Annotated in this window: 20 protein-coding genes; 11 read left to right on the top strand and 9 right to left on the bottom strand. The window is 57.8% G+C overall.

Annotation, left to right across the window (positions count from 1 at the left end; translation table 11 throughout):
* Positions 1-108 precede the first annotated feature (108 nt).
* Positions 109-747, bottom strand: coding sequence for an endonuclease III (nth, locus tag ABIE13_RS23530; protein WP_354448042.1), 639 nt, complete (start codon positions 745-747; stop codon positions 109-111).
* Positions 748-912: 165 nt separating this feature from the next.
* Here nth and ABIE13_RS23525 point away from each other — a divergent pair, with 165 nt between their 5' ends.
* The 7 genes from ABIE13_RS23525 to ABIE13_RS23495 all read left to right on the top strand — a co-directional run bounded on the left by ABIE13_RS23525 (position 913) and on the right by ABIE13_RS23495 (position 7,006).
* Positions 913-2,103: a PLP-dependent aminotransferase family protein gene (locus ABIE13_RS23525; protein WP_436278473.1), complete on the top strand. Its 1,191-nt coding sequence runs from the start codon at positions 913-915 to the stop codon at positions 2,101-2,103.
* Positions 2,104-2,169: 66 nt separating this feature from the next.
* Positions 2,170-2,499, top strand: coding sequence for a hypothetical protein (locus ABIE13_RS23520; RefSeq protein ID WP_354448038.1), 330 nt, complete (start codon positions 2,170-2,172; stop codon positions 2,497-2,499).
* 27 nt (positions 2,500-2,526) lie between these two features.
* The gene (gene trxC / locus ABIE13_RS23515) at positions 2,527-2,970 is read left to right on the top strand and encodes a thioredoxin TrxC (protein WP_354448036.1); all 444 of its coding nucleotides are present in this window, start codon (positions 2,527-2,529) and stop codon (positions 2,968-2,970) included.
* Between the two features lie 142 nt (positions 2,971-3,112).
* Positions 3,113-4,111: a sigma-54 interaction domain-containing protein gene (locus ABIE13_RS23510; protein WP_354448034.1), complete on the top strand. Its 999-nt coding sequence runs from the start codon at positions 3,113-3,115 to the stop codon at positions 4,109-4,111.
* A gap of 169 nt (positions 4,112-4,280) precedes the next feature.
* Complete coding sequence (locus tag ABIE13_RS23505) at positions 4,281-5,642, top strand: acyclic terpene utilization AtuA family protein (RefSeq protein WP_354448032.1); 1,362 nt, start codon at positions 4,281-4,283, stop codon at positions 5,640-5,642.
* A gap of 25 nt (positions 5,643-5,667) precedes the next feature.
* A complete protein-coding gene (locus tag ABIE13_RS23500; protein WP_354448030.1) occupies positions 5,668-6,012 on the top strand; it encodes a DUF4387 domain-containing protein in 345 nt (114 codons plus the stop codon).
* Positions 6,013-6,028: 16 nt separating this feature from the next.
* Positions 6,029-7,006 carry a tripartite tricarboxylate transporter substrate binding protein gene (locus ABIE13_RS23495; RefSeq protein ID WP_354448028.1) on the top strand — a complete coding sequence of 326 codons (978 nt, stop codon included), beginning with the start codon at positions 6,029-6,031 and terminating at the stop codon, positions 7,004-7,006.
* A gap of 113 nt (positions 7,007-7,119) precedes the next feature.
* Here the strand turns inward: ABIE13_RS23495 and ABIE13_RS23490 are convergent, their stop codons facing one another.
* On the bottom strand, positions 7,120-8,406 hold the full coding sequence (locus ABIE13_RS23490) for an MFS transporter (RefSeq protein ID WP_354448026.1): 1,287 nt from the start codon (positions 8,404-8,406) through the stop codon (positions 7,120-7,122).
* Between the two features lie 125 nt (positions 8,407-8,531).
* Complete coding sequence (locus ABIE13_RS23485) at positions 8,532-9,335, bottom strand: carbon-nitrogen hydrolase family protein (RefSeq protein WP_354448024.1); 804 nt, start codon at positions 9,333-9,335, stop codon at positions 8,532-8,534.
* A gap of 98 nt (positions 9,336-9,433) precedes the next feature.
* Here ABIE13_RS23485 and ABIE13_RS23480 point away from each other — a divergent pair, with 98 nt between their 5' ends.
* On the top strand, positions 9,434-10,324 hold the full coding sequence (locus ABIE13_RS23480; protein ID WP_354448022.1) for a LysR family transcriptional regulator: 891 nt from the start codon (positions 9,434-9,436) through the stop codon (positions 10,322-10,324).
* 82 nt (positions 10,325-10,406) lie between these two features.
* On the opposite strand, the gene ABIE13_RS23475 is transcribed toward ABIE13_RS23480, so the two are convergent.
* Positions 10,407-11,147, bottom strand: a complete 741-nt coding sequence (locus ABIE13_RS23475) for an META and DUF4377 domain-containing protein (RefSeq protein WP_354448020.1) — start codon at positions 11,145-11,147, stop codon at positions 10,407-10,409.
* A 288-nt stretch (positions 11,148-11,435) separates the two neighbouring features.
* On the opposite strand from ABIE13_RS23475, the gene ABIE13_RS23470 reads away from it, so the two are divergent.
* Positions 11,436-11,648, top strand: coding sequence for a ParD-like family protein (locus ABIE13_RS23470; RefSeq protein ID WP_354448018.1), 213 nt, complete (start codon positions 11,436-11,438; stop codon positions 11,646-11,648).
* Positions 11,645-12,421: a type I methionyl aminopeptidase gene (map, locus tag ABIE13_RS23465; protein WP_354448016.1), complete on the top strand. Its 777-nt coding sequence runs from the start codon at positions 11,645-11,647 to the stop codon at positions 12,419-12,421. The genes ABIE13_RS23470 and map overlap by 4 nt, the downstream gene beginning before the upstream one ends.
* 10 nt (positions 12,422-12,431) lie before the next feature.
* On the opposite strand, the gene ABIE13_RS23460 is transcribed toward map, so the two are convergent.
* The 4 genes from ABIE13_RS23460 to ABIE13_RS23445 all read right to left on the bottom strand — a co-directional run bounded on the left by ABIE13_RS23460 (position 12,432) and on the right by ABIE13_RS23445 (position 17,411).
* Positions 12,432-13,385: a 3-keto-5-aminohexanoate cleavage protein gene (locus ABIE13_RS23460; RefSeq protein ID WP_354448014.1), complete on the bottom strand. Its 954-nt coding sequence runs from the start codon at positions 13,383-13,385 to the stop codon at positions 12,432-12,434.
* 89 nt (positions 13,386-13,474) lie between these two features.
* Positions 13,475-14,785 (bottom strand): aspartate aminotransferase family protein, encoded by a 1,311-nt coding sequence (locus ABIE13_RS23455; RefSeq protein ID WP_354448012.1) that lies wholly within the window; start codon positions 14,783-14,785, stop codon positions 13,475-13,477.
* An 80-nt stretch (positions 14,786-14,865) separates the two neighbouring features.
* Positions 14,866-16,404, bottom strand: coding sequence for an amidase (locus tag ABIE13_RS23450; RefSeq protein ID WP_354448010.1), 1,539 nt, complete (start codon positions 16,402-16,404; stop codon positions 14,866-14,868).
* A 23-nt stretch (positions 16,405-16,427) separates the two neighbouring features.
* Positions 16,428-17,411: a Bug family tripartite tricarboxylate transporter substrate binding protein gene (locus ABIE13_RS23445; RefSeq protein WP_354448008.1), complete on the bottom strand. Its 984-nt coding sequence runs from the start codon at positions 17,409-17,411 to the stop codon at positions 16,428-16,430.
* Between the two features lie 162 nt (positions 17,412-17,573).
* Here ABIE13_RS23445 and ABIE13_RS23440 point away from each other — a divergent pair, with 162 nt between their 5' ends.
* Positions 17,574-18,530 (top strand): LysR family transcriptional regulator, encoded by a 957-nt coding sequence (locus ABIE13_RS23440; protein WP_354448006.1) that lies wholly within the window; start codon positions 17,574-17,576, stop codon positions 18,528-18,530.
* Positions 18,531-18,566: 36 nt separating this feature from the next.
* Here the strand turns inward: ABIE13_RS23440 and ABIE13_RS23435 are convergent, their stop codons facing one another.
* Positions 18,567-21,752: an IPTL-CTERM sorting domain-containing protein gene (locus ABIE13_RS23435; RefSeq protein ID WP_354448004.1), complete on the bottom strand. Its 3,186-nt coding sequence runs from the start codon at positions 21,750-21,752 to the stop codon at positions 18,567-18,569.
* Positions 21,753-21,853 lie beyond the last annotated feature (101 nt).

Genomic DNA, 21,853 nt, shown 5'->3' with positions numbered 1-21,853 from the left:
ATGGAAGGAGACTTAGAACTTGTACGAACTAGTTTATTTAAATTCTATATAAGATGGCATTTGGCTGGACGCGTGGTCCAATAACCATACGGATCGATCTTGAGGGGCTCAGGGTGCTGGCGTCTTCGGTGAAAAGTCGCAGTCAGCCGCCGCCACACAGCGCCAGCACTGTGGTTTGCGCGCCAGGCAAACATAGCGACCTAGCAAGATCAGCCAGTGATGTGCATGGTCCATGTACTTCGCCGGTACGCGTTTGAGCAGCTTCAGCTCCACCTCCAGCGGTGTCTTGCCAGGCGCCAGGCCGGTGCGGTTCCCAATGCGGAAGATATGGGTGTCCACTGCCATCGTGGGCTCGCCAAACGCCACGTTCAGCACCACGTTGGCCGTCTTGCGGCCCACGCCCGGCAACGCTTCCAGTTCTTCGCGGGTACGCGGCACTTCGCCGCCGTGCCGCTCTATGAGAATGCGACACGTCTCCAGCAGGTGCTTGGCCTTGCTGCGGAATAGGCCAATCGTCTTGATGTAACTCTCCAGGCCTTCCTGGCCCAGAGCCAGAACTTGCCTGGGTGTGTTGGCTACCGGAAAAAGCAACCGGGTCGCCTTGTTGACGCTTATATCTGTCGCCTGCGCTGACAGCAGCACTGCCGCAAGCAGCTCGAACGCGCTGGAAAATTCCAGCTCACTCTGCGGTTCAGGATTGGCCGCTTGCAAGGCGGCGAAGAAACGGTCAATCTGGGGCGGGTTCATGATCTTTGGCTCCCTGACCATGCTCAGGGGACCCTTTATCGGGTGGCTGGAAGATGCGAAAGGCAGGATCTTGCCACGAAGACAGGTTCTATTGAGACCTCGCGCCTGGCGATTGGCGACAATACGCACTTCCAATAAAGAATGACTGTCATGCCGAACTCAAACTTGCCCTTCGCCCAGCGCCTAGACAATGTGGAAACTTCTGCCATTCGTGAGCTTTTCAAGCTCCTGGGCAAGCCTGGCATCATCAGTTTCGCGGGGGGATTCCCGGACAGCGCTATGTTCGATGTCACGGGCATCGCAGCGGCTGCGAACAAGGCCTTGACAGAAGAGCCCGGTAGCGCGCTGCAGTATGGCGCCACGGAAGGCTATGAGCCCCTGCGCAAGCAGCTGGCCGCTTTCATGGCACAAAAGGGCGTGCAAAACGTGGCGCCTGAGCAGTTGATCGTGACCACAGGCAGCCAGCAGGCGCTTGACCTGATCGGCAAGACGCTTATCGACCCCGGCAGCAAAGTGATTGTGGAGGGTCCTACCTTCCTGGCCACCATCCAATGCTTTCGCCTCTACGGGGCAGATCTGGTCAGTGCACCGATTGATGCAGATGGCGTGCAGGTCGATGAACTGGAAGAGCTCATCAAACAGCACAAACCCAAGTTCATCTACCTTATCCCCACCTTTGGCAACCCCAGTGGCGGCTTGTTGAGCCTGGAGCGTCGCAAGCGTGTGCTCGAACTGGCGGTGAAGTACCAGACACTTGTCGTAGAAGATGACCCCTACGGAGATCTCTATTTCAATGCGGCACCTCCGCCCAGCCTGCTGGCGCTCAGTCACGAAGTGCCGGGTAGCCGGGACTGGCTGGTGCATTGCGGCTCACTCAGCAAGGTGCTGAGCCCAGGCTTGCGAGTCGGCTGGATGGTCGCCCCTGCGGAATTGCTCGCAAGGGCAGTGATGTGCAAGCAATTTAGCGACGCGCATACCAGCACCTTTGCGCAGGCCACCGCTGCTCAGTATCTTGCAGGCGGCCACATGCCTGCCACGCTGGCCCGGGTGCGCAAAGTGTATGGCGCACGCGCCAAAACCATGTGTGACGCCCTTCGCAGCGAACTGGGTGATGCCATCGATTTCGTCACGCCGCAGGGCGGCTTGTTCGTGTGGGCGCGGCTGACCGGAGCCAACGGCAAGACCAAGGATGGCGCTACCTTTGCTCGTCAGGCTATTGAAAAAGGCGTTGCCTTCGTACCCGGAGCGCCGTTCTATTGCGCCAATCCCGATCTAAGCACGCTGCGTCTGTCCTTTGCGACTGCAGACGAAGACCGAATCCGTGAAGGCGTTGGCCGCCTGGCGCAAGCACTTTGAAGCTGCCAAGCACCCCCCCATAGGCTTTGCTCTTGCATTCATGTAGCCAGTCCCCAACTGCGTCACATGAAAACATTGCAAACCCCTACCCAAACGACCGCCGTTCTGGCCCAGTTGCTGGAACGGTTGGATGCAAGCCGCGTGTCGGTAGATGCGCACCAATACCACACTGTGGTGGAGCGCCTGTCGCAGGCGCTGACCGATACAGACGTGGACTGGAGCTCCCTTCTCGACCAAAGCCCCGCTGCGACCGAGATCTACGAAAACCTCCACTACGCAGAAGCTGGCTTGTGCCGCTCACCGCTTGAAGCGGCCACCGCGGCTGAGATGGCTGCCCGCGAAGCGATTGAGCGTGCACGCCGACGGGACGAGCCTGCGTCCGCATCAGATATTTGACCTGCTATTGAGGAGGCCGCCAAGACCATGAGCGAAGCGTTGCACATTGTTTGCCCGCACTGCCATACCACCAACCGGGTGCAAACAGATCATCTGACCAGCCATCCCGATTGCGGCAGTTGCCATCAGGCGCTGTTCACAGGGAGTCCGGTGGTGCTGGACAACGAGGCAGCTTTTGATAAGCACCTCATGCGCAGTCATATTCCGCTTCTGGTGGATTTCTGGGCACCCTGGTGCGGCCCTTGTCGCATGATGGCCCCAGCGTATGAAAAAGCGGCTTTGCAATTGGAGCCGCAATTTCGGGTGGCCAAGGTCAATACGGAGGCGGCCCAGGCCTTGGGTGCGCGCTTCAATATCCGCAGCATCCCCACGCTGGCCCTTTTTATGGGTGGGAAAGAAGTTGCCCGGCAAGCGGGTGCCATGACTGTTCCATCCCAGATCGCTCAGTGGGCCAAGACCCAGATTCGGTAGGGCTCTGGCTCGTCTGAAGGCCGGCTTCAGAAAAACCTCATTAGATGCAGCCACCGGATACCTTGCATATGGTTTGCAGATGAACTCAGGCCGGCATCACCACTGATTGGCCCAAAAGTCTAGGGGGCTGTATTCTCTTGGGGTGAACCGTCCTGAACCCAGCACCGCGCCATCCGCCCGCCTGATCGGTGAGCACCCCTCCATCGTTCGCCTACGCCAGCTGATTGATCGGGTGGGTCAGAGCAAGGCCAGGACGGTGTTGATCTATGGCGAAACAGGTACGGGAAAGGGGCTTGTGGCGCGTCTTTTGCATCATGCCTCCAGCCGTACGGCAGCTCCGTTTGTAGATATCAACTGCGCGGCTATCCCTGGACCATTGCTTGAATCCGAGTTGTTCGGGCATGAGAAGGGGGCCTTCACAGGAGCCGTGGGTCATAAGCAGGGTTTGATCGAGTCTGCGGACGGTGGCACGGTGTTTTTAGACGAGGTGCGGGAGTTGGATATGGTGATGCAAGCCAAACTCCTCACCCTGCTAGACACCCGTCGTTTCCGGCGCGTGGGCTCCGTTCGCACCACGGACGTTGATGTTCGGTTCATCGCCGCGACGAATAAGATTCTTCTCGGAGAAGTCAAGGCCGGTGCCTTCCGCGACGATCTCTACTACCGGCTGCAGGTGGTTTCCATCAATCTGCCGCCGCTCAGAGAGCGGGGTGACGACCTTTTCATGCTGGCGCATGCCCATCTGGACGTGTGCAATAAGGTTTATGGCAGTCGCATGAGCCAGCTCGATCCCGAGGTGGAGGACGTGTTTCGTCGTTATGCCTGGCCCGGAAATGTGCGTGAGCTTGAGAATTTGATAGAACGGATCTGCCTTCTGGAAGATGGTCAGCAGGTCATGTTGAAGCACCTGCCGGACCGCATCATCCGTGAAGCCCGCAACGCTCGCCCGCTGCCTGCAGCCTCTGGGGCAGGCGGAACCGGGCAGCCCTATCACGTGGCTACCGCACAGTTTCAAAAGCAACTGATTGGCGACGTACTCACCGAATGCCGCGGAAACTTGGGGGATGCCGCTGCTCGCCTGGGATTGACCCGTCACGCACTCCGGCATCAGATGCAAAAGCTGGAAATGAATTCCCTTTAAAAGCCGTGCGTGGAATTTTTCAAATGTGTGTAAATTTACGCGCATTTCATGGCGTCTTGCATAGGTGCGCTTGTGCAAGCAGTTGAATTTAAAGGATTTATTATTTTTTTGAAGTTGGCATCAATGCTGCATTAGTTCTCGCGTCGAAACAAAAAGCGAGAAACACAGCATGGATTCCCTCAAGATCATTTGCCCCAATGGACACCTAGGGTTCGCCCCTCTGAGAACGGAGAGCTTCGAGATAGGAGTGAAGGCCGCGCCAGACTACATCGCCGCCGATTCAGGAAGCGATGACGTAGGTCCGGTGCCGCTGGGTTCTGACACATCCACCAGCCCTGAGAGTTGGCAACGGCATGATCTGGAGCAAATGCTTCTGGCCTCGCGTAAGCTGAAAGTGCCCATGGTCATTGGCTCTGCCGGTGACACAGGAAGCAACAGCAGGGTGGATCTGTACGTGTCCATCATCAAGGATCTGGCACGGAAACACGGCCTGCCGAAATTCCGCCTGGGGTATTTCTATTCCGAGGTCAGCAAGTCTGATTTGCGAGCCCGTATGGACAAAGGGGGGGCCGTTCGCGGCTTGGACGGCTTTCAGGATCTGAGCTTCAGCGAGCTGGATGCCACGGACCGGATTGTCGCCATGGCAGGTGTGCATCCTTACCTCCATCTCCTGGGGCAGGGCGCCGATGTGATCATCGGAGGCCGAAGCTCAGACGCTGCGGTATTTGCAGCGCCCGCACTGCACCACGGCTTTCCCGCTGACAACGCCTACTACCTCGGCAAGGTCCTTGAATGCGCTTCATTTTGCGCAGAACCGTATGGAGGCAAGGAAACCGTCATGGGTGAAATTTCGCAAGACGATGTTCGGGCGACTGCCATGCATCCACAGCAGCGCTGCACGATTGCGTCAGTATCTGGCCATGCCATGTATGAACGCTCCAATCCCTATGAAGAGTTCTTTGCAGGTGGCAAACTGGACATGACCCATTGCCACTACGAACAAATCAGCGAGCGAACCACGCGCATCACGGGCTCCCGTTTTATCCCCGATACGCAGACCAAGGTCAAGCTTGAAGGGGCAGGGAAGGTTGGTGAACGGTATGTGGGCATATGCGGCATTCGAGATCCCTACACGGTAGCCAACGTAGATGCCGTGATTGGGTGGGCGCGCGATCAGGTCAAGGCGCGGTTTGGCAGCGAGGGTTATCAGCTGCACTACACAGTCTATGGCCGCGATGGCGTCATGGGACCACTGGAGCCCTTGCGCGACAAGCCGGGCCATGAACTGTGCGTCATGGTCCAAGGCGTTGCGCCTACCCGTGAAATGGCAGAAGAGGTGGCAATGATTGGCTTACGCCAGATGTTCTATGCCCGGCTGCCAGATGTGAAAGGCACCGCAGGTTCCGTGGCTTTTCCGCTTGATGAAGTACTGCACGCCAGTCCCGCTTACCGCTGGACCTTGAACCACACGATAGAAGTGGCTGACCCCATGGAGCTGTTTTCCACCCACATGACCGAAGCCGGCGTCTGAACAAACCAATCAACGAGACAAGCAAATGACCAATGCAGCCAAACTTTGCGAACTGGCAAAGACCATCAGAAGCAAGAACGCCGGTGTCAACAAGATCACCTTCGACATCATCTTCCGTGAGCACGACACCTACGAGCGCGTCAAGAGATCTGGGGCCATCACAAGGCAGTCCATGGCGACTCTCTATCGGATTGATCCATCGCGCATCAGCGATTTCGTGGAGTATGACCCCGGCCTCGCTATCAAATTCACCATTTATCGCGACAGGCCGAGCGGTTGTGCAGGAGATGGTGACATCTTCGGCGCCCAGCAGTACGCACCTTTGCTAGACCTGCCAATTCCGGTCGAAACTTCTTCCAACGTTCGTTAGAGATCAGGAAATCATCATGGTCGTTTCTAACCTTTGCCGCCTTTTGGTTCTTGCAGTGGGTTGTCTGCCCATGCTCTGCTCTGCGCAACCGGAGGCCGAACCAAAGCTTCCAGCCTTGATGAAGATTGTCGTCCCGTTCTCGGCCGGGGCGAGCAACGATGCCATAGCGCGGGCAGTGTCACCATTGCTGGCCAAGCGATTGGGCACCACGGTCATTGTGGAAAACAGGCCAGGCGCAGCAGGCGTGATCGGTGCTGACTATGTGGCCAAGAGTCCGGGCGATGGATCAGTCCTTCTGCTGACTTCATCAACGTTTCTCACTGCGGCTGCAACTCAGCCGAAGTTGCCTTATGACCTGGTGACTGCCTTCTCTCCCGTAGCGCTCATTGGCGATGGGCCGATGCTGTTGGCAGTGAGCGCGCAGACGCCTGTCAAGACCATAGGAGAGTTCATCGCGGCTGCCAAAGCCAAACCGGGTGCGCTGACCTATGGCACTTCGGGGACTGGCTCCATCGCGCACCTGGCCACTGAGATGTTGGCGGATGCTGCCCACTTCAAGATGACCCACATCCCCTATAAAGGTGCATCCAATGCCTTGCTGGACATGGCTGGCGGACAGATCGACATGATGATCTCCAACTACACCTCGATTGCACCGCAAATCAAATCTGGAAAAGTGCGCGCCTTGGCAATCACCTCGGCTCAAGGCAATCCGGTATTTTCAGAACTGCCTCCGGTGTCGAGCGTAGTGCCGGGATACTCGGCCGACATCTGGGTTGCCCTGTTCGCGCCCGCCTCCATGCCACCAGCGTTGGTAGCCCGTCTTAACCGCGAGCTCGTTCAAATTGCAAAGAGTCCGGAAGTCAAGGCTTTGTTGGAGCCAGATGGCGCCACCCCCATGGCTCTCACACCAGAAGAAGTCTCTAGACGCATCAAAAGCGATCTTGCCTTGTGGAAAAAGATTGCGATGGAGAAAAAGATCGTGATTGAGTAGACGATCACCCCTAGCAAATCGAACCTACTTAGCAGATCGGACCCACCTGGCAGATCGCGCAGTGGGCCCATGCCCATCTGCACTTGCACTGAGCGGTGCCTTGGTTGTTGGAATTAGCCAGGGTCCGCTTCTAACAGCGAGCGCTTGGATGTCTCCGGCAGCGACAGGGTCACCAGCAATACGACGACCGACACGGCCACCATGTACCATGCGGGCGCCAGCAAAGACCCGCTTTTCAGCACCAGCCAAGCGCCCAACAGTGGCGCGGTACCGCCGAAGATCGTGTAGGCCAGGTTGTAGCTGATGGCTGAGGCGCTGAATCGGGTTTTGGTGGGAAACAGCTCAAGTAGTGCGGCGCCCAAGGGGCCTGAAAAGAGGCCCATACCAATGGCCAAGAGAGATTGCCCAAGGATGGCGGAAACCAGCGTGGCCTGTCCGGCCAGCATGTAAGCCGGAATGCTGATGCAGGCATTGAATAGCAGTCCGGTGATCAGCATAGGTTTGCGCCCAACGAGATCGGACAGGTATCCGCTCAGGATCATGGAGAGAAATGCCACCACCATCGCAACGCTGTTGGCGGTAAGGGCGTCGGTGCGGCTCATTCCCACAGAGGCCGTCAAGTACGACACAAAGTAGCCAGACAAGGTGTAGAACGCCAGACTGGAGAAGGCGGCTAGACAGAAGCTGAACGCCATTTGTTTGCGTTGCTCTCGCATGGCGTCTTTGACCGGGCTGTTCGATATCTGGTTAGAGGCTTGCGCTTTCTGAAAGGCCGGCGATTCGTCAACCTGGGTCCTGATGTACAAGCCAACCAATGCGAGCGGGCCACCCAGCAGGAAAGGAATGCGCCAGCCCCAGCTCTCATAGGCTTGATTGCCCATGAGGCTGGTGAGCAGCAAGATCAGTAGCGCAGCGGCGACGGGAGGCAAATTGGCGAACGCATACGTAAAGGCTACATGCAGTCCTCGCCGGTTAGGTGGTGCGTGTTCGGCAACGAACGAATTGGAGCCAATGGTTTCCCCTGAAGCGGACAAGCCCTGTATCAAGCGCAGAACCACAAGCAAGATAGGCGCCCATATCCCGATCTGGGCATAGGTGGGCAGAAGTCCCATCAGGACGGTGGAAGCTCCCATGCCCAGGATAATTCCTGCCAGCACCGCTCTTCGTCCATACCTATCCCCCAAGCTTCCAAAAATGAAGCCTCCAAGAGGCCGCATGACAAACCCCACGCCGTAGACTGCGAAAGCCGAGAGCAGGGCAGTGCTCGGATCGGCAGTCGGGAAAAAGAGCTTTGCAATGACAGTGGCGGAGTAGGCATAAACCACGAAGTCATACCACTCTACGAATTGCCCTAGAGCTGCGGAGTACAGAACGCGCTTGTTGTTGGATTGTGTTGACATGGATGTCTCCGGTTTTTCTGAATGAGATGGCACGCCCTCGAGAGCGTTAACGCGACCTGAGCGCTCAGATGGATGCCAATCGATCTGGCCAATACCCGGGCGATCAGGCGGTCACCTGGCTGTGCTCAGTTCGGTGCAATGCGGTATCTGCGGTGCTTTAGCGATGGCAATGCTTCCCGTACCGTTTGGAGGCGTTCGAGGTCAAGGTTGGCCGTGCAGATGCCCTGCTGCTCTGCCACGCCTGCCACGGTCAAGCCAGAGGGGTCGAGAATCATGCTCATTCCTACCGACTCAGGCGGAGGCTGGCAAGGCGCGAGAACGAAGCAGGTGTTTTCGATGGCGCGGGCTCGCAATAGAGTGTCCCAGTGCAGTTCCTTCAGGCTTCCGGCAATCCAGCCCGCACCGTACACGAGCGCATCGGCACCCTTGTCCATCGCAATCCGGGCAATCTCCGGAAACCTGAGGTCATAGCAGTTGAGGATGCCAAACTTGACGCCGTCGATGTGGGCTACATACACCTCGTCATGATTCGGCTTCAGCGGAGCGTGCCTGTTCTTGGCTGATTCCTGGAAGCTGAATGCGTCATAGAGATGCACCTTTTCGTAGCGTCCAGCGATCTCCCCTTTCGCATTGACATGAACGAAGACGTTGCTGGAGCGCGGCTCGCCGCTGGGTTCATAAATTCCAATAAGAACGTCTATTCCATGGGCCACGGCTGATTTGGCGATGCCTTCGACAAACCATGCAGCCGAGTTCTCTGCATGGGTATGCAGCTCCTGCCTGCTGGACTCAAATGCAACCATGCTGGCTTCTGGAAAAGCAATGACCCTGGCTCCTTCAGCCGCTGCGAGGCCGATGTGATCCACGGCTTTTTTCAGATTGGCGGCAATGTCTGGCGTGCTTTTGAACTGAGAAATTGATACCTTCAAAGTATTTCCCTCTTATGTCTGATCTACTGATGTTAAGACGGGGAAATGAGCGAAGTCCAATACCAGTTTTTGCTTAATTGATAACATAATAATCATCAATGAAGAACCTCCCATCCATACGCCGATTACAGATGTTCGAGCAACTGGGCCGCACCCTCAACTTCCACCAGGCCGCCTTGGAAGCCGGATTGGCTCAACCCGCTCTCAGCCGCGGTATCAACCAACTCGAGAGCGAATTGGGTTTCAAACTCTTCGAACGGACCACCCGATCCACGCAGCTGACGCCGGCAGGACAAGTGCTTCATCACCGTGTTCAACAGTGGCTGCATGACATGGAACGCTCATTTCGGGAGTGCAGGCAACTGGCCGCCGGCAACACTGAGCAATTGGTATTGGGCTATTCCGCACAGGCGTCCAATGGATGCATGTCTCAGAAGCTATTCCAGTTCGGGCTGCGCCATCCGCAGATTTCGTTGAATTTGCAGCTTCTTTCGTCCGACGCAGCTTGCCTCGAGGTGGAGGCAGGCACCCTTCATGGCGCTTTCGTCCTGCGTGATGAGCATGCCTTGAGCAAGCTGCATCTTGAGGCCCTTGCGGTGGAAACTCAGCGCGTGGTCGCTTTGTGTTCTTCGAGCCACCCCCTTGCGGCACGGCAGACCTTGAGAGTGGGCGAACTGGCACAGTGGGGGATTGCTATTGGAAACGACTCCCGATGGAGGATCTTTCGATCCATCATCTTTGCAGCGTTTGAAGCTAGCGGCACCTCAGTGCGTATTGCCTACGAGGCAGACGACACCCCGCTGCTGCTGGAGGCGATTGCTCAGAGCGAGCACATCGGTCTTTACGGTGAAGGTATAGCGAATCAACTACCGACCACGCTGGTGGCAGTTCCTCTGGATACCGCTATTGAGCTGCCGGTCTGCTATGTTTTTCGCCCTGGCGTGAGCAAGAGCGCGCAGACGCTCGCAGCATTTATATCGTTGCTCTGATGCGTAACAGGTGCGTTGATTGAGAAGACGTGCTCAAACCTGAGCACGTCTTTGTCTGTGACCTGCTTCGCGAAGAAGCCGCTCAACGCGCGCGTTCAGATTCAACAACCATGTCCAGCACGTAGACGTGTCGGGAGGCGTCCGCCGGCACGTTTTGGCGGACAAAGCGATTCACGCGCAGCACGTTGCGGATGCCGGGTTCATGGGTGTAACCCTCTATTTCGTTGTAGAAGTTTTCCCACGCGCCCACGCGATGCTTGACGCCGTCTTCGCGGTAGGTGACTACGCGCACACGCAGACACTGAGCATCTTTCATCACTCCGTTCGAGCATGCGACGCGTTCGGGAGCCACTTCAAGGAACATACGTTCACCAGGTCCACCATACTGCGTGCTTGCAGTGGGTGTTCCAGTCAGTTCCCAACGGCTGCCGTCGGCGAATTGAACAGTCAACTGGGGTGTTGCCCCGCTTTTGAGGCTATAGCTTTTGGCTGTGGGCAATTGCGTGGCCACCTTGCGTTCCAGCGCCATGAGCTCATTGTCCGCACAGGCACGCATCGTCGAGATCACGCGTTCAACGCGCAAATTGGAACCATCGATGGCATACGCTGCCCCGACCACATTGCACAGGTTCTTTACCGACAAATTCCGGTTCTCAAAATTCAGTCGGAGAGCGGGCTTGCCGCTTAGCTTCCAGCCGGCGGCAGCCTGCCCGCCTGCGTCGTAGGCGTTGGCCAGATCCCATTCGTAGGCGGCCAACGGGGAGGGTGCTTTGGTAGGAGCTTGGGCGGAGCTACTAGCCGATGGTGGTGCGGCGGATGGCATACCGGCTCCTTGTTGTGTGGTTGCACAGGCTACCACCAGGGATGACAAGGTAAGAACCGACAGAATTTTGAGCATATTTGACATCCTTCGACGAGTGGTCATGAAGAGCGAGCAGCCCTATAACTTTGCAGTCGAGACCATACCGCAATTCCTTTCCAGGAACAGGGTCCTGAGCAGGCAAATATTTGTAAGCCTGAGCACGGTGCTTGGCTCAAGAAGCACTGACTGCAAGGAATATACGTTTCATATATATTCCAGATATGGTTGGAAACGCGAAAAGGTAATTACATGGGAATCGTGAACATTGACGATGAGCTGCACGATCAACTGCGCAAAGCGTGCACGGTCTCGCACCGCTCTATCAACGCGCAAGCAGGCTTCTGGATCCGGATCGGCATGATGTGCGAAATGAATCCTGATCGAAGCTTTCAGGAACTCGTGGCTGAAGAGCTGAGATCAGCGGGGGTGCAACCGCCAAAGCTCAGTGGTTTGCGCTCATGATCAAGCAGCCCGAAGAGCTTGAACGCATGGCAGAAAGCGGACGCTTGCTGGCATCGGTTTTCCGGGCGGTGGATCAGTTGCCGCTGGCAGGCATGTCCACCATGCAGGTGAATGATTTTGTAGAGAAGATGATCGTCGAGGATCTGCAAGCCCGGCCTGCCAGCAAGGGGCAGTACGGATTTCCCTACGTGCTCAACGCTTCCATCAACCAGGTTGTCTGCCACGGCATGCCGTCCGCATCGGACGTTCTGAACTCGGGCGATATCGTCAACTTTGACATCACTCTGGAAAAGAATGGCTATATCGCGGATTCCAGCAAGACCTATCTGGTAGGAGAAGTCTCCTATGCTGCCAAGCGCCTGGTGGATGTGACCTACCAGGCGCTATGGAAAGGCATAGCGGCTGTCCGCCCCGGCGCAACACTTGGTGACGTAGGGCATGCCATCGAGCGCCATGCCAAAAAAAACGGCTACACCATCGTGCGGGAATACTGCGGACACGGTATTGGTCGTGAAATGCATGAAGAGCCGCAGGTGCTGCACTATGGGCATCCCAGAACTGGCCAAGTCCTGCAAGAAGGCATGGTGTTCACCATCGAGCCCATGCTTAACCAAGGCAACCGCGCAGTCCGTACCGAGGCCGATGGCTGGGCGGTGGTCACGCGGGATGGCAAGCTGTCAGCGCAATTCGAGCATACCGTGGCCGTCACCAAATCGGGCGTGCGTGTGTTGACCCTGCGCCCTGATGAAAAGCCATTGTGCGCAGTTCAATAGACAGCCAGGCTCACTGACCACGGTCCTTGACTGGCCGTGCCATGGCGGCAGGCGAGAATTCGGGCAGCGGTGCGTTCACGCGTGGCAAGCCCATGATCTCGCGCGCTTCCTCAGGCGTGGCGGGTTCCATGTCCATGTCGCGAATGATCCTGACAATGCGCTCTGTGAGCTGGACATTCGTGGCCAATTCACCTTGGCGATAGTAAAGATTGTCTTCAAGGCCTACACGCGCATGCCCGCCCAACAGGAGCGCAGCCACGTTGGCTTCCAGTTGTGAAGTTCCAATGCCGCTTACGCAAAAAATGCTGTTCCTGGGCAGCACGTCCACCATCTGCTGCAAATAGCGCGGTGAAAATGGCATCGCGTTCTGGAAATTGCGGTGCACGTTCATCACCAGGTTGATGAAGTGAGGCCCATCGTCGTGACCTTCCTCGATCAGCGTGGTCACGTCCTGGAGAATGTGCGTATGGGCGAAGACTTCCCACTCTGGTTTGATACCCCGCTCCTTCATGCCGGCGGCCAGTTCACGTCCCTTCGACAAGGGCGTATCCATCAGGATTTCACGGCCACCAAAGCTCAGGTTGAGTGTGGTGGCGTCCAGCGTGCACATCTCGGCGCCGGCCTCCATGCCTTTGATGCGCTCTTCCCAGGCAATCTCCCAGCGGCCTCCGGGTAGTTCGCGGATCATGTCGCCGTGTACACCGCCGCCTGTCGAGTTGTTCAGCACAATATCGCAACCAGCCGCGCGTATGCGGGAATTCATGTGGCGGTATATGTCGGGGTTGCAGGTGGCGCCGTCATCGGGGCGGCGAGCATGCAGGGCCACCACACTGGCGCCCGCATTCCAGCAACGGATCACATCGTCTGCGATTTCCGCCGGCTGGGTGGGCAGGTGAGGGTTCTGGGACTTGTGTGCCATGCCGCCTGTGGGCGCGATGGTGACGATGACCTTGCGTTTGCTCATGATGTCTCTGGAAATTGGTTCTGGAAATGCGTCTGTGGATCTGCACTGGTCTCAGCTTGGGCCTTTGCTCGCACCCTGGATACCGCATTTCAGTTGGGCAGCACGTCGGCGTAGGTGCTCAGAAAGCTTTGCACCGCTGCTTCAAAGCGGGCAATGGCCTCATCGGTCACCGGCAGTGAAAGCACCACCAGGCCGCGCGGTGCGGTGTAAATGCCGTTGGCCAGCAGATGAAAGAACAGCAGCTGGCGGAGCTTGGGGTCGAAGCCGGTAGCGTCTTCAGGGCGGCAGATGGGGTTGGATGTGAAGTGCGAGTTCATCACCGAGCCCACGCCGGTGAATTGCATGGCCACGCCCGCTTTGGCGCAGCGCGCATTGAGGCGCTCGCGCAGCGCCGCACCGCGCTCTGCGAGCGCGCCGGCCGCGGCGGGCGGGTAGAGCTTGGTCAGGCCAGCAAGCCCCGCAGCCATGGTGACCACGTTGTTGTTGAAGGTGCCTGAATGAGCCAGGGAGCCTGTACGCGGGTCAAAAATGGCCATGATGTCGGCCCTTCCGCCGAAGGCCCCGAAAGACATGCCGCCGCCAATGTATTTGCCAAGAGTGGTCATGTCGGGCGTGATGCCGTGCTCCGCAGCCAAGCCATGCGGAGCCAGGCGTGACGTCATCACCTCATCAATCATCATCAAGGCGCATGCTTGCGTGGTCAGACGACGCAGTGCATTCAAGAATTCAGCGTGCGCGGGAATGCAGCCGCCGGCTCCCAGCATGGGTTCCACCAATACGGCAGCGATCTTCGGGCCTTGTGTTGCAAACGCTGCTTCTGCCGCGGCCACGTCGTTGTAGGGCAGCACCACGAAGTCATAGGGAACCGTAATGGGCGACGGCTTGGCACCGAAGGTCAGTACGCCACCGTGGTAGGCACCGGAAAACACCACGATCTTGGGGCGCTTGGTGAAATGGACCGCGGCGTTGATGGCCATCAGATTGGCTTCAGTGCCTGAGTTGGTAAAGCGCAGTTGCTCCACCTGAGGGAACCGTTCACAGATGAGCTTGGCCAGCTGGCCTTCAAGCAGGTTGTGGCCTGTGAGGTTGATGCCACTGGCCATGGCGGTGGCAACCGCATCCCGAATCTCTGGCGCTGAATGGCCGTAAACCCCGGCTGTGTACTCTGCCAGGAAGTCGTTATAGCGGTGCTCGTCAGCGTCCCACAGGCAGGCGCCTTCGCCACGGGCCATGGTGAGTGGAAATGGCGCGTAGAACAGCACAGAGCGGCTGTTGGCTCCCGGCATGTATTGCGCCTGGGTTTCAAACTGGCGCTGGCTGGCTGGGTTTTTCGCGATGAAAGCAGATTGCAATTGAGCCAAGTGAGTGTCGAGTGCGGTGTCTTCGGTAGTAACTGCCATGGCGCGGAGATTTTTATGAGACGTTGAGAAATCGAAAAGACCGGATGGGGCCGGAGTCACAGGAGTGGGCAAGAGCAAACTCAAACGGCGGAAATAACGCCGCTACCGGCTGAGTCAAGGTCGCGCCAGTTGCCTGGAGGCGGTGCTGTCACGCTGGAGTTCAGCGGCGGCACAGCAGGCTTCAGACGAGCCAGATCGGGGCGAGGGCGTTGCAGCAGGTCGTTGCCAGCGAACGCTTGTTCCATTGCTCGCGCGGCTGAAAGCAGCGTGAGATCGCCCCTGAACGTTCCCACCACCTGCAGGCCAAACGGCAAGCCTTTGGCATCAGTGCCGCAAGGCAGCGAGATGCATGGATGGGTGGTCAACGTGGTGACGTAGGTCAGTGCCAGCCAGCGGTAGTAATTGGCCTGTTCACGTCCTTGCACAAAGCGCGCATAGGGCATCGTCCACGCAAACGGGGAGACCGGCGTGGTGGGTGAGATAAGCAGGTCGTAGTCTTTGTAGATGGCTTGAAACCGCTGCAAGATCCGCGTTTGTTCCACTTGAGCCCAGACGCCGTCCACCAGTCCCATGCTGGCGCTCATCTCATAGTTGGCACGTGGGTTGGGACCCAGGCTGTTCGGGTCTTTCTCATAGGCATCTTTCATGCCCGCCACGAATGCTTCCGTACGGAGCACGTCGAAGCAGCGGTGCACGTCGCCCAGTTCCAGAGAGACCTCATCGCATCGCGCGAAAAGATGTCGCATGGCGGAGATTTTTTCTGCAAAGGTCGTGCGAATTTCTTCATCCACATCACAGACGCCAAAATCTGTGGTGAACGCTACCCGAAGCTTTCCAAGCTCCGCAGCCGGCAGTTGCAGGAACGCCATCGGGTCCAGCGGATAGCTGAGCGCGTCGCTTGCGTGGACACCGGCCGTGGCCGCCAATTGCAGACAGGCTTCGTCCACGGTCCGCCCCATGGGCCCGACCACGGAAAGAGCAGACCAACCCAGGAGCCTGCGCGAGCTGGGTACGACCCCCGGGGAAGGGCGCAGCCCCACCACGCCGCAGTGCGCAGCAGGAATTCTCAGCGAACCTCCGGTGTCGGAGCCCGTGCAAACGGGCAACATGTCGCATGCCAGCGCAGCGGCGGAACCACCAGAAGACCCCCCAGCGTTCAAGTTGGCATTGAAGGGGTTGCCGGTCGCTCCCCAAACCGGGTTGAAAGTATTCGCTCCAGCGCCCATTTCAGGCACGTTGGTCTTGCCCGCCACGATGCCGCCTGCGCGGCGCAAGCGTGCGACAAGTTCTATATCTTGCGCGGGTACGTGGTCGCGAAACAGCGGTGATCCGTAAGTCGTCAGCAGGCCTGCAGTGGGCTCCAGGTCCTTCACCCCTACGGGCAATCCGTGCAGCAAACCCAGGGGCCCACCTTGCAATACGGCTCTTTCAGCAGCACGTGCTTCTTCTCGCGCCCTGTCAAGACAAGTGGCGGTAATGGCGTTGACGAGCGGATTGAGGGTCTCGATGCGCTCAATGCAGGCATCCAATAGTTCGACAGGCGAGATGCTCTTGTCCGCGATCATCTGCCGCAGGTCAACGGCAGAGTGTTCGACGAGCTTGGTAGAAGTTTTGCTCATGATGCGTTCGAGCTTTTGGGTTATCAATTGCCCTGAATGCCAGCCCGCGCGGCCACGGCACGCATAGTGGGCAATTCGCGCTCGATCTGAGCGGCTGCCTTGGCGCCGCTTAAAAACACTGCGTCCACGCCTTGCGCAGCAAAGCCTTGACGCACTTGAGGGTCTGCAATCGTCTCAGCCAGTGCTTTTTCGAGCTTGGCGCGCACTGCAGGCGGCAGACCCGGAGGTGCTGCCAACATGCCCCATGAAGTCACGTCCAGCGGATAGCCGCTTTCAGTCAGAGTCGGAACGTCAGGCAGGTGGGGTGATCGCTTTGCAGAGGTCACGGCAATGGCCTTGACCTTGCCGCCTTTGAGCTGAGGCAAGGCGGCCGTCACGGTGTCCATGGAAAAATTGATCTGGCCTCCGATCAAGTCCGTCATCGCAGGGGCACTGCCTCTGTAGGGCACGTGAAGCATCTTGGCGCCCATGGCGCCGAGCATCATCTCTCCCGCAAAATGAGCAGCGGTGCCATTTCCGAATGAAGCATAGGAATACTTGCTTGGGTTGGCCTTGAGTTCCGCCACCAAGCCCTTGACGTCGTTGACGGGGGTATTCACATTCGCCAGCAGCACCATGGCCACGTTGCTGCCCATGCCAATGGGCTCAAAGCCTTTGACCGGGTCGTACGAGAGGTTGGCGCTGATGGCTGGGTTGAAAGTGAAGGTAGAGGCGCTGCTCCAAATTAGTGTGTAGCCATCAGGCCGTGATTTGGAGACGAAGCTGGCACCAATGGCTGTTCCTGCGCCCGGCCGGTTGTCTACTACGACGTTCTGTCCCAGCCTGTCGCCCAGCTTCTGCGCCAGCAGACGCCCCTGTGCATCACCGCCACCGCCAGCAGGGTAGGGCACCACCAGCGTGATCGGCCGGTTGGGAAAATTGTCTTGGGCCGCTACGGGTGCTACAAAGGAGCCGAGGCTGAGAGCGGTGACGCATAGGCCAGCAATGGAGGGCAGTGACAGTCTCATGAGGTTCTTTGGCGTGGGTTGAGATTGATGAGCTGACCCTGCGGTTTTTGCTAAGCCAGGCTGTTATGCGAAATGTAGGGAACGTTAGTACCCTCAGCAATATCAATATTTAGAATTTATCGTTGCGAATTTCGCAAAGTTACCTGTCAACCGAGGTCACGCATGCCCAAGACATTGAACAACCGTGTGCTGCAGGAGTCTGCCTTGCGCCACTTCCTGGCGGTGGTGCGCCATGGGTCAGTCTCTGAGGCGGCTAACCGCCTGGGAGTGGCCCCTTCGGCAGTCAGCCGGCATATTGCGCGGCTGGAGAGCGAGCTGGACACGCTGCTGTTCGAGCGGCGGGCGCGAGGGATGGTGCCCAATGCCGCTGGCGAGCTCTTGGCCGTACACGCCAAGCGAGCATGGCAGGAGATCGAACGAGTCGCCGATGACATCAAGGGGCTGCGCGGCTTGAGAATGGGGACGGTGCGAATTGCCAGCACGGAAGGTTTTGCCAACGAGTTCATTCCACCTCTGGCGGCAGAGTTTCGCCGCAGCTACAGCGGAATCAGCTTCTCGCTCAAGGTGAGCACCCAGGCCAGAATTGTGCAGATGGTGCGAGAAGGAGAAATCGACATCGGCATATCTTTAGGCCTGTCGTCCGAACGCGGGATCAATGTCGAGTTTCGCCACCCGTCCCCCATCCTGGCCGTCGTGGGAAAAGGCCACCCGCTGGCTAAAAAACGTGAGCTTTCATTGGCCCAGGTCGCCGCGTACCCGGTCGCCTTGCCTCATCATTTCACAACGCTCAGGCAACTGCTGGACATCAGCGTCAGCCGCCAGGGTTTGCACTTCGAGACCGTATTTGCCTGCGACCATCTCGGACCCCTCATCCGATTCGCGGCTTCCGGCGGTGGCGTGACCTTCTGCGGTATGGAGGCCCTCAAAGGTCTGCTTGAAAGCAAGGACGTAGTGGCTATTGCGCTGCGTGACCGCGAGATGAACGAACGCCATTTCGAGGTGCAGACCATGGCAGGCCGGACTTTGCCTGCGGCCTGCAAAGCCTTTCTCGATCACATTGGCTTGGTACTCGGCGCGCGCCTACCTGCTTCAGTTTCCAGAAAAGCCCGCCAGGGATAAACCGGTGGCGGGCTCAAGTCAGGCGCGCGTGGGCAATCAGGCTTGGCTCACCCGCTTGCGGCGCCAGCCGAGCATTCCCAGCGCGGCTGAAAGCAAGGCTAAAGCGCCGGTCTCCAAAGTTGGAACAGGCTTGAGCGCGTTGTCTTCTGGAGCGGCCACTTCAGCCAGAAGTGCAATGCCTCCCGGATCACGGATGGAGCCGTTTGGGCTCAAGTCGTTATCTCCGATTTGACCATCAGTCAGAGTCAGTATGACTTTGTTTCCGCTGATGACGGCGTTCGGGTAGGCATACCAATGGTCGAATGTGTTGTCCGCAGTTTTACCGAACTTGTAATATTTGGCGTTGGCTGGCAACTGCTCTGGATAAGTCAGTTCCACAGAGGCCGATTGACCTGGTTGACCGCCCGTCAACTGCAGACTGACCAAACCGTAGGGAAAGCTCACTCCTGCGGGCGGGTTGGCAGCAGCCAGGACAGACAAAGCTTGTGTGGAATCGAAAGCCCAAAGGCCGTTTCCTCCGCCGCTCACCGTAGCCTGAACATCGCCCGGTTTTCCGGCCGGCGCAAGAGATGCGGTAGCGGGTAGGGGTGCAAAGTCAAACCGCACTTGGCACGGGGTGGCGATAGGCCCGGTGGTATAGGCCGTCCTGTGTTCGTTCCAAGCCCCGGCGGGGCAGCTGCTGCTTTCAGACAAACCGACGAGTTGATAGCCAGGCTTAACCACCACCTCACACGTGCTGGATTGCCCCGGCACAGCGCTGCTGCACGTGATGTCGCCTGCGGCCGTTGCGTTGGGTGTGCCAATCACTCCATTGGTGCCATCACCAACCACTAGCGATAGGGGTTGACCCATGATCACGTAGCTGTAGGTCGCATCCATCTGGTGCCGGTATCCAGGCATGACAAAAGCAGTTCCTGCGCTGGAGAAGCTCAGGGATCCATCGCCGCCCCTTATTGCGGTGGCAGTGCCTCCCAGATGGATGAACTCATTGGCCATGGCCGTCTGGGTTTGCCGGGTCTGAGTTGTTAACTCCACCTGCAGGTTGACTGACTGATTCAGCTCCAGAGCGGCAGTCGGTGCAGTGCCCCGGGCTTCCACCGGAAAGTTGCTGGCCAGATAGGCGTGGTCGGTTGTGATGCCGTGGGTACCCCAACTGTAGTACTTGTAGAACGTCGCGGCATCGTTGATGGTCCATGGCCAGAAGGTGACGCCTCGGTGCTTGGCTTCCTCCATGGTGGCTTTGCGTATAGCGCCGAAGCTGGGGTTGAAGGTCGAAGAGTTGGCCTGAGTGGCATCCAGTACCTGTCGCACACTGTTGGAGAGGTCAGTGCTGTCCGCGATGCTGTTCAGAAAGCCTCCCGTCAGTTCGGGCATCTGTTCGGCGCTTCGTTTCAGTTGATCGGAAAGGAAAGAGATGGCTACCGATTGATCAGCAACGCCTTCTTCTGCAATCTCTTTCTTGAGTTGCTCAATGATCAGAGGGTTGCTGCTCTTGAGCTCAATGACATGCGTGATGGGATTGGCCTTGAACGCCTCAAAATACTCGCGCAAGGTCGGTATTTTGTAGCCGTTGCCCTTGGTGCTCAGCGCTTTCAGCTGCGCCAAAGTCATGCCCTCCACAGCCCCGGTGCCATTGGTCGTGCGGTTGACGGTGGTGTCGTGCATGATCACCAAGTGGCCGTCGGACGTGATGTAGATATCGTTTTCTACTGCATCCGCGCCAGCGTCAACTGCCAGTCTCGCTCCTTCCAAAGTGTTTTCGTCAGCCCTGCTGGGCATGCCACGATGTCCGATGACCAGGGGCTTGCGCAGCAAGGTGTTCGCAGGCAGTTTGGCCAGCACCTCTGTATAGGGCGATGCATCACGCGAAACCACACCGTTGACGCCCGTTGCAAGAATCTGAGCCGCTTGAACCGCATTCGCAGCTTCAGCGTTGGTCCAGACTGTAATGAGCAAGCGCTGCAGTCGAGGCACAAGTTCACGGGTAGTCAATGAGGCAGGCAACAGCGCGATCTTTGCACCTGCGCGGTTGGTGTCACCGCTGATCAAGAGAAGATCCTGGGTGGAGTTGGTGAGCTCCCTTTGTGTGAAGTCCACTGCTGTGCGCACTTTCGGCAGTAAGGCCCGAGCTTGCTTCAATAGCGGGACGTCGGCCGAAAGAAGTGTCAGGTCTGCCAGGTTGTGAATGTTTTCAGAGAAGTTCACCAAGGCATCCACCGTGGCGGCATCCTTGATGCGAAGCAGCGGAATGGTGTTGCGAGAGCTTTGCTGGAACAATGCTTGTAGTGTTCCGGCCGAAGCACCGTCAGCGTCTGTCAGGTTGAGGGAACTGTCGAGCGACAGCAGAGCATTGCTAACGCCTGATCCATTTAAAGAAGTTCCGTTTTTGACCGTTTGCGCAAGTGTCGGTGCCATGGAGGCCAGCGTTCCTGTGTCTTGAACGGCCACAGGCATGTCGAGGTCCGGCAAAGGCACGCTCTGCTCAGTCACCTTGATGTTTTTGACACGCAACACTGCGCCAGCAGTCTGAATGCCCACTCCGCCGGCTGTCAAACCAGACGTCATCACAGTGTCATGAAGAAGCACGCCATTCAGATACTGGCGCACGCGGTTGCCATGCACCACTACAGTGGCTTTGTAGGTTTTGGCTTTGTCTATCGCTTCTGTAAATGACTTGGTGCTACTGACGGTCCAGGCGGCTGCCCTGCGGAGCGCAAATTCGGTGCCATTGCTGGCCGTAGCGTTTTGTCGAATGGCGAACTGATGATAGGGCTCGAAAGCGACCGTCCCCGTGGCTGGCGATGCCCGGTACATCACACTGACCCAGCGGGTGGCATCGTTGTTCAGAGCTGCGTCAATCGTGAACTCCATATCGACGCGGTAGTTGGAGAGGGGTTCCAAAGCGCTTGGCAGCATCAGGGCTGTCATCGCAGAGGAACTGGCCCGCCCATCGATGATCAGGTTGCCCGTCGCTGCCTCGAGTGTTACCGTGCCACGATTCCAGCTCGGCAGACGCCAGCCCGTGGGCAGGCTGGTCACAGCCGCATTCGTGAAGGATTGGTCCAGATAGACTTGATCCGTTGGCCCCGCTTTTTCCAAGCTCGCGCCTGAAGTGCGAGCTTGTTGAGTTCCCGAGAGGGCGAGACTGCCCGCTGCAAAGGCCGATGGCATCGAAAAGCACAGCAGAGAAGCCATTGCTGCGGCGAGAGGAAGGCGTCGCATACGAGTTCCAGAAAATGAAAGCCGAGAGCATGTCAAAGTGTGGTGACACACCTGTGACGTTCGTTGCTTTCACGGAACAAGTGTGCATATGCAGCAGTGTC

Source organism: Ottowia thiooxydans (assembly GCF_040548795.1).
Classification (GTDB): Bacteria; Pseudomonadota; Gammaproteobacteria; order Burkholderiales; family Burkholderiaceae_C; genus Ottowia; species Ottowia thiooxydans_A.
Note: the sequence above shows the minus strand (reverse complement) of the source record. Positions and strands in the feature narration are given on the sequence as shown.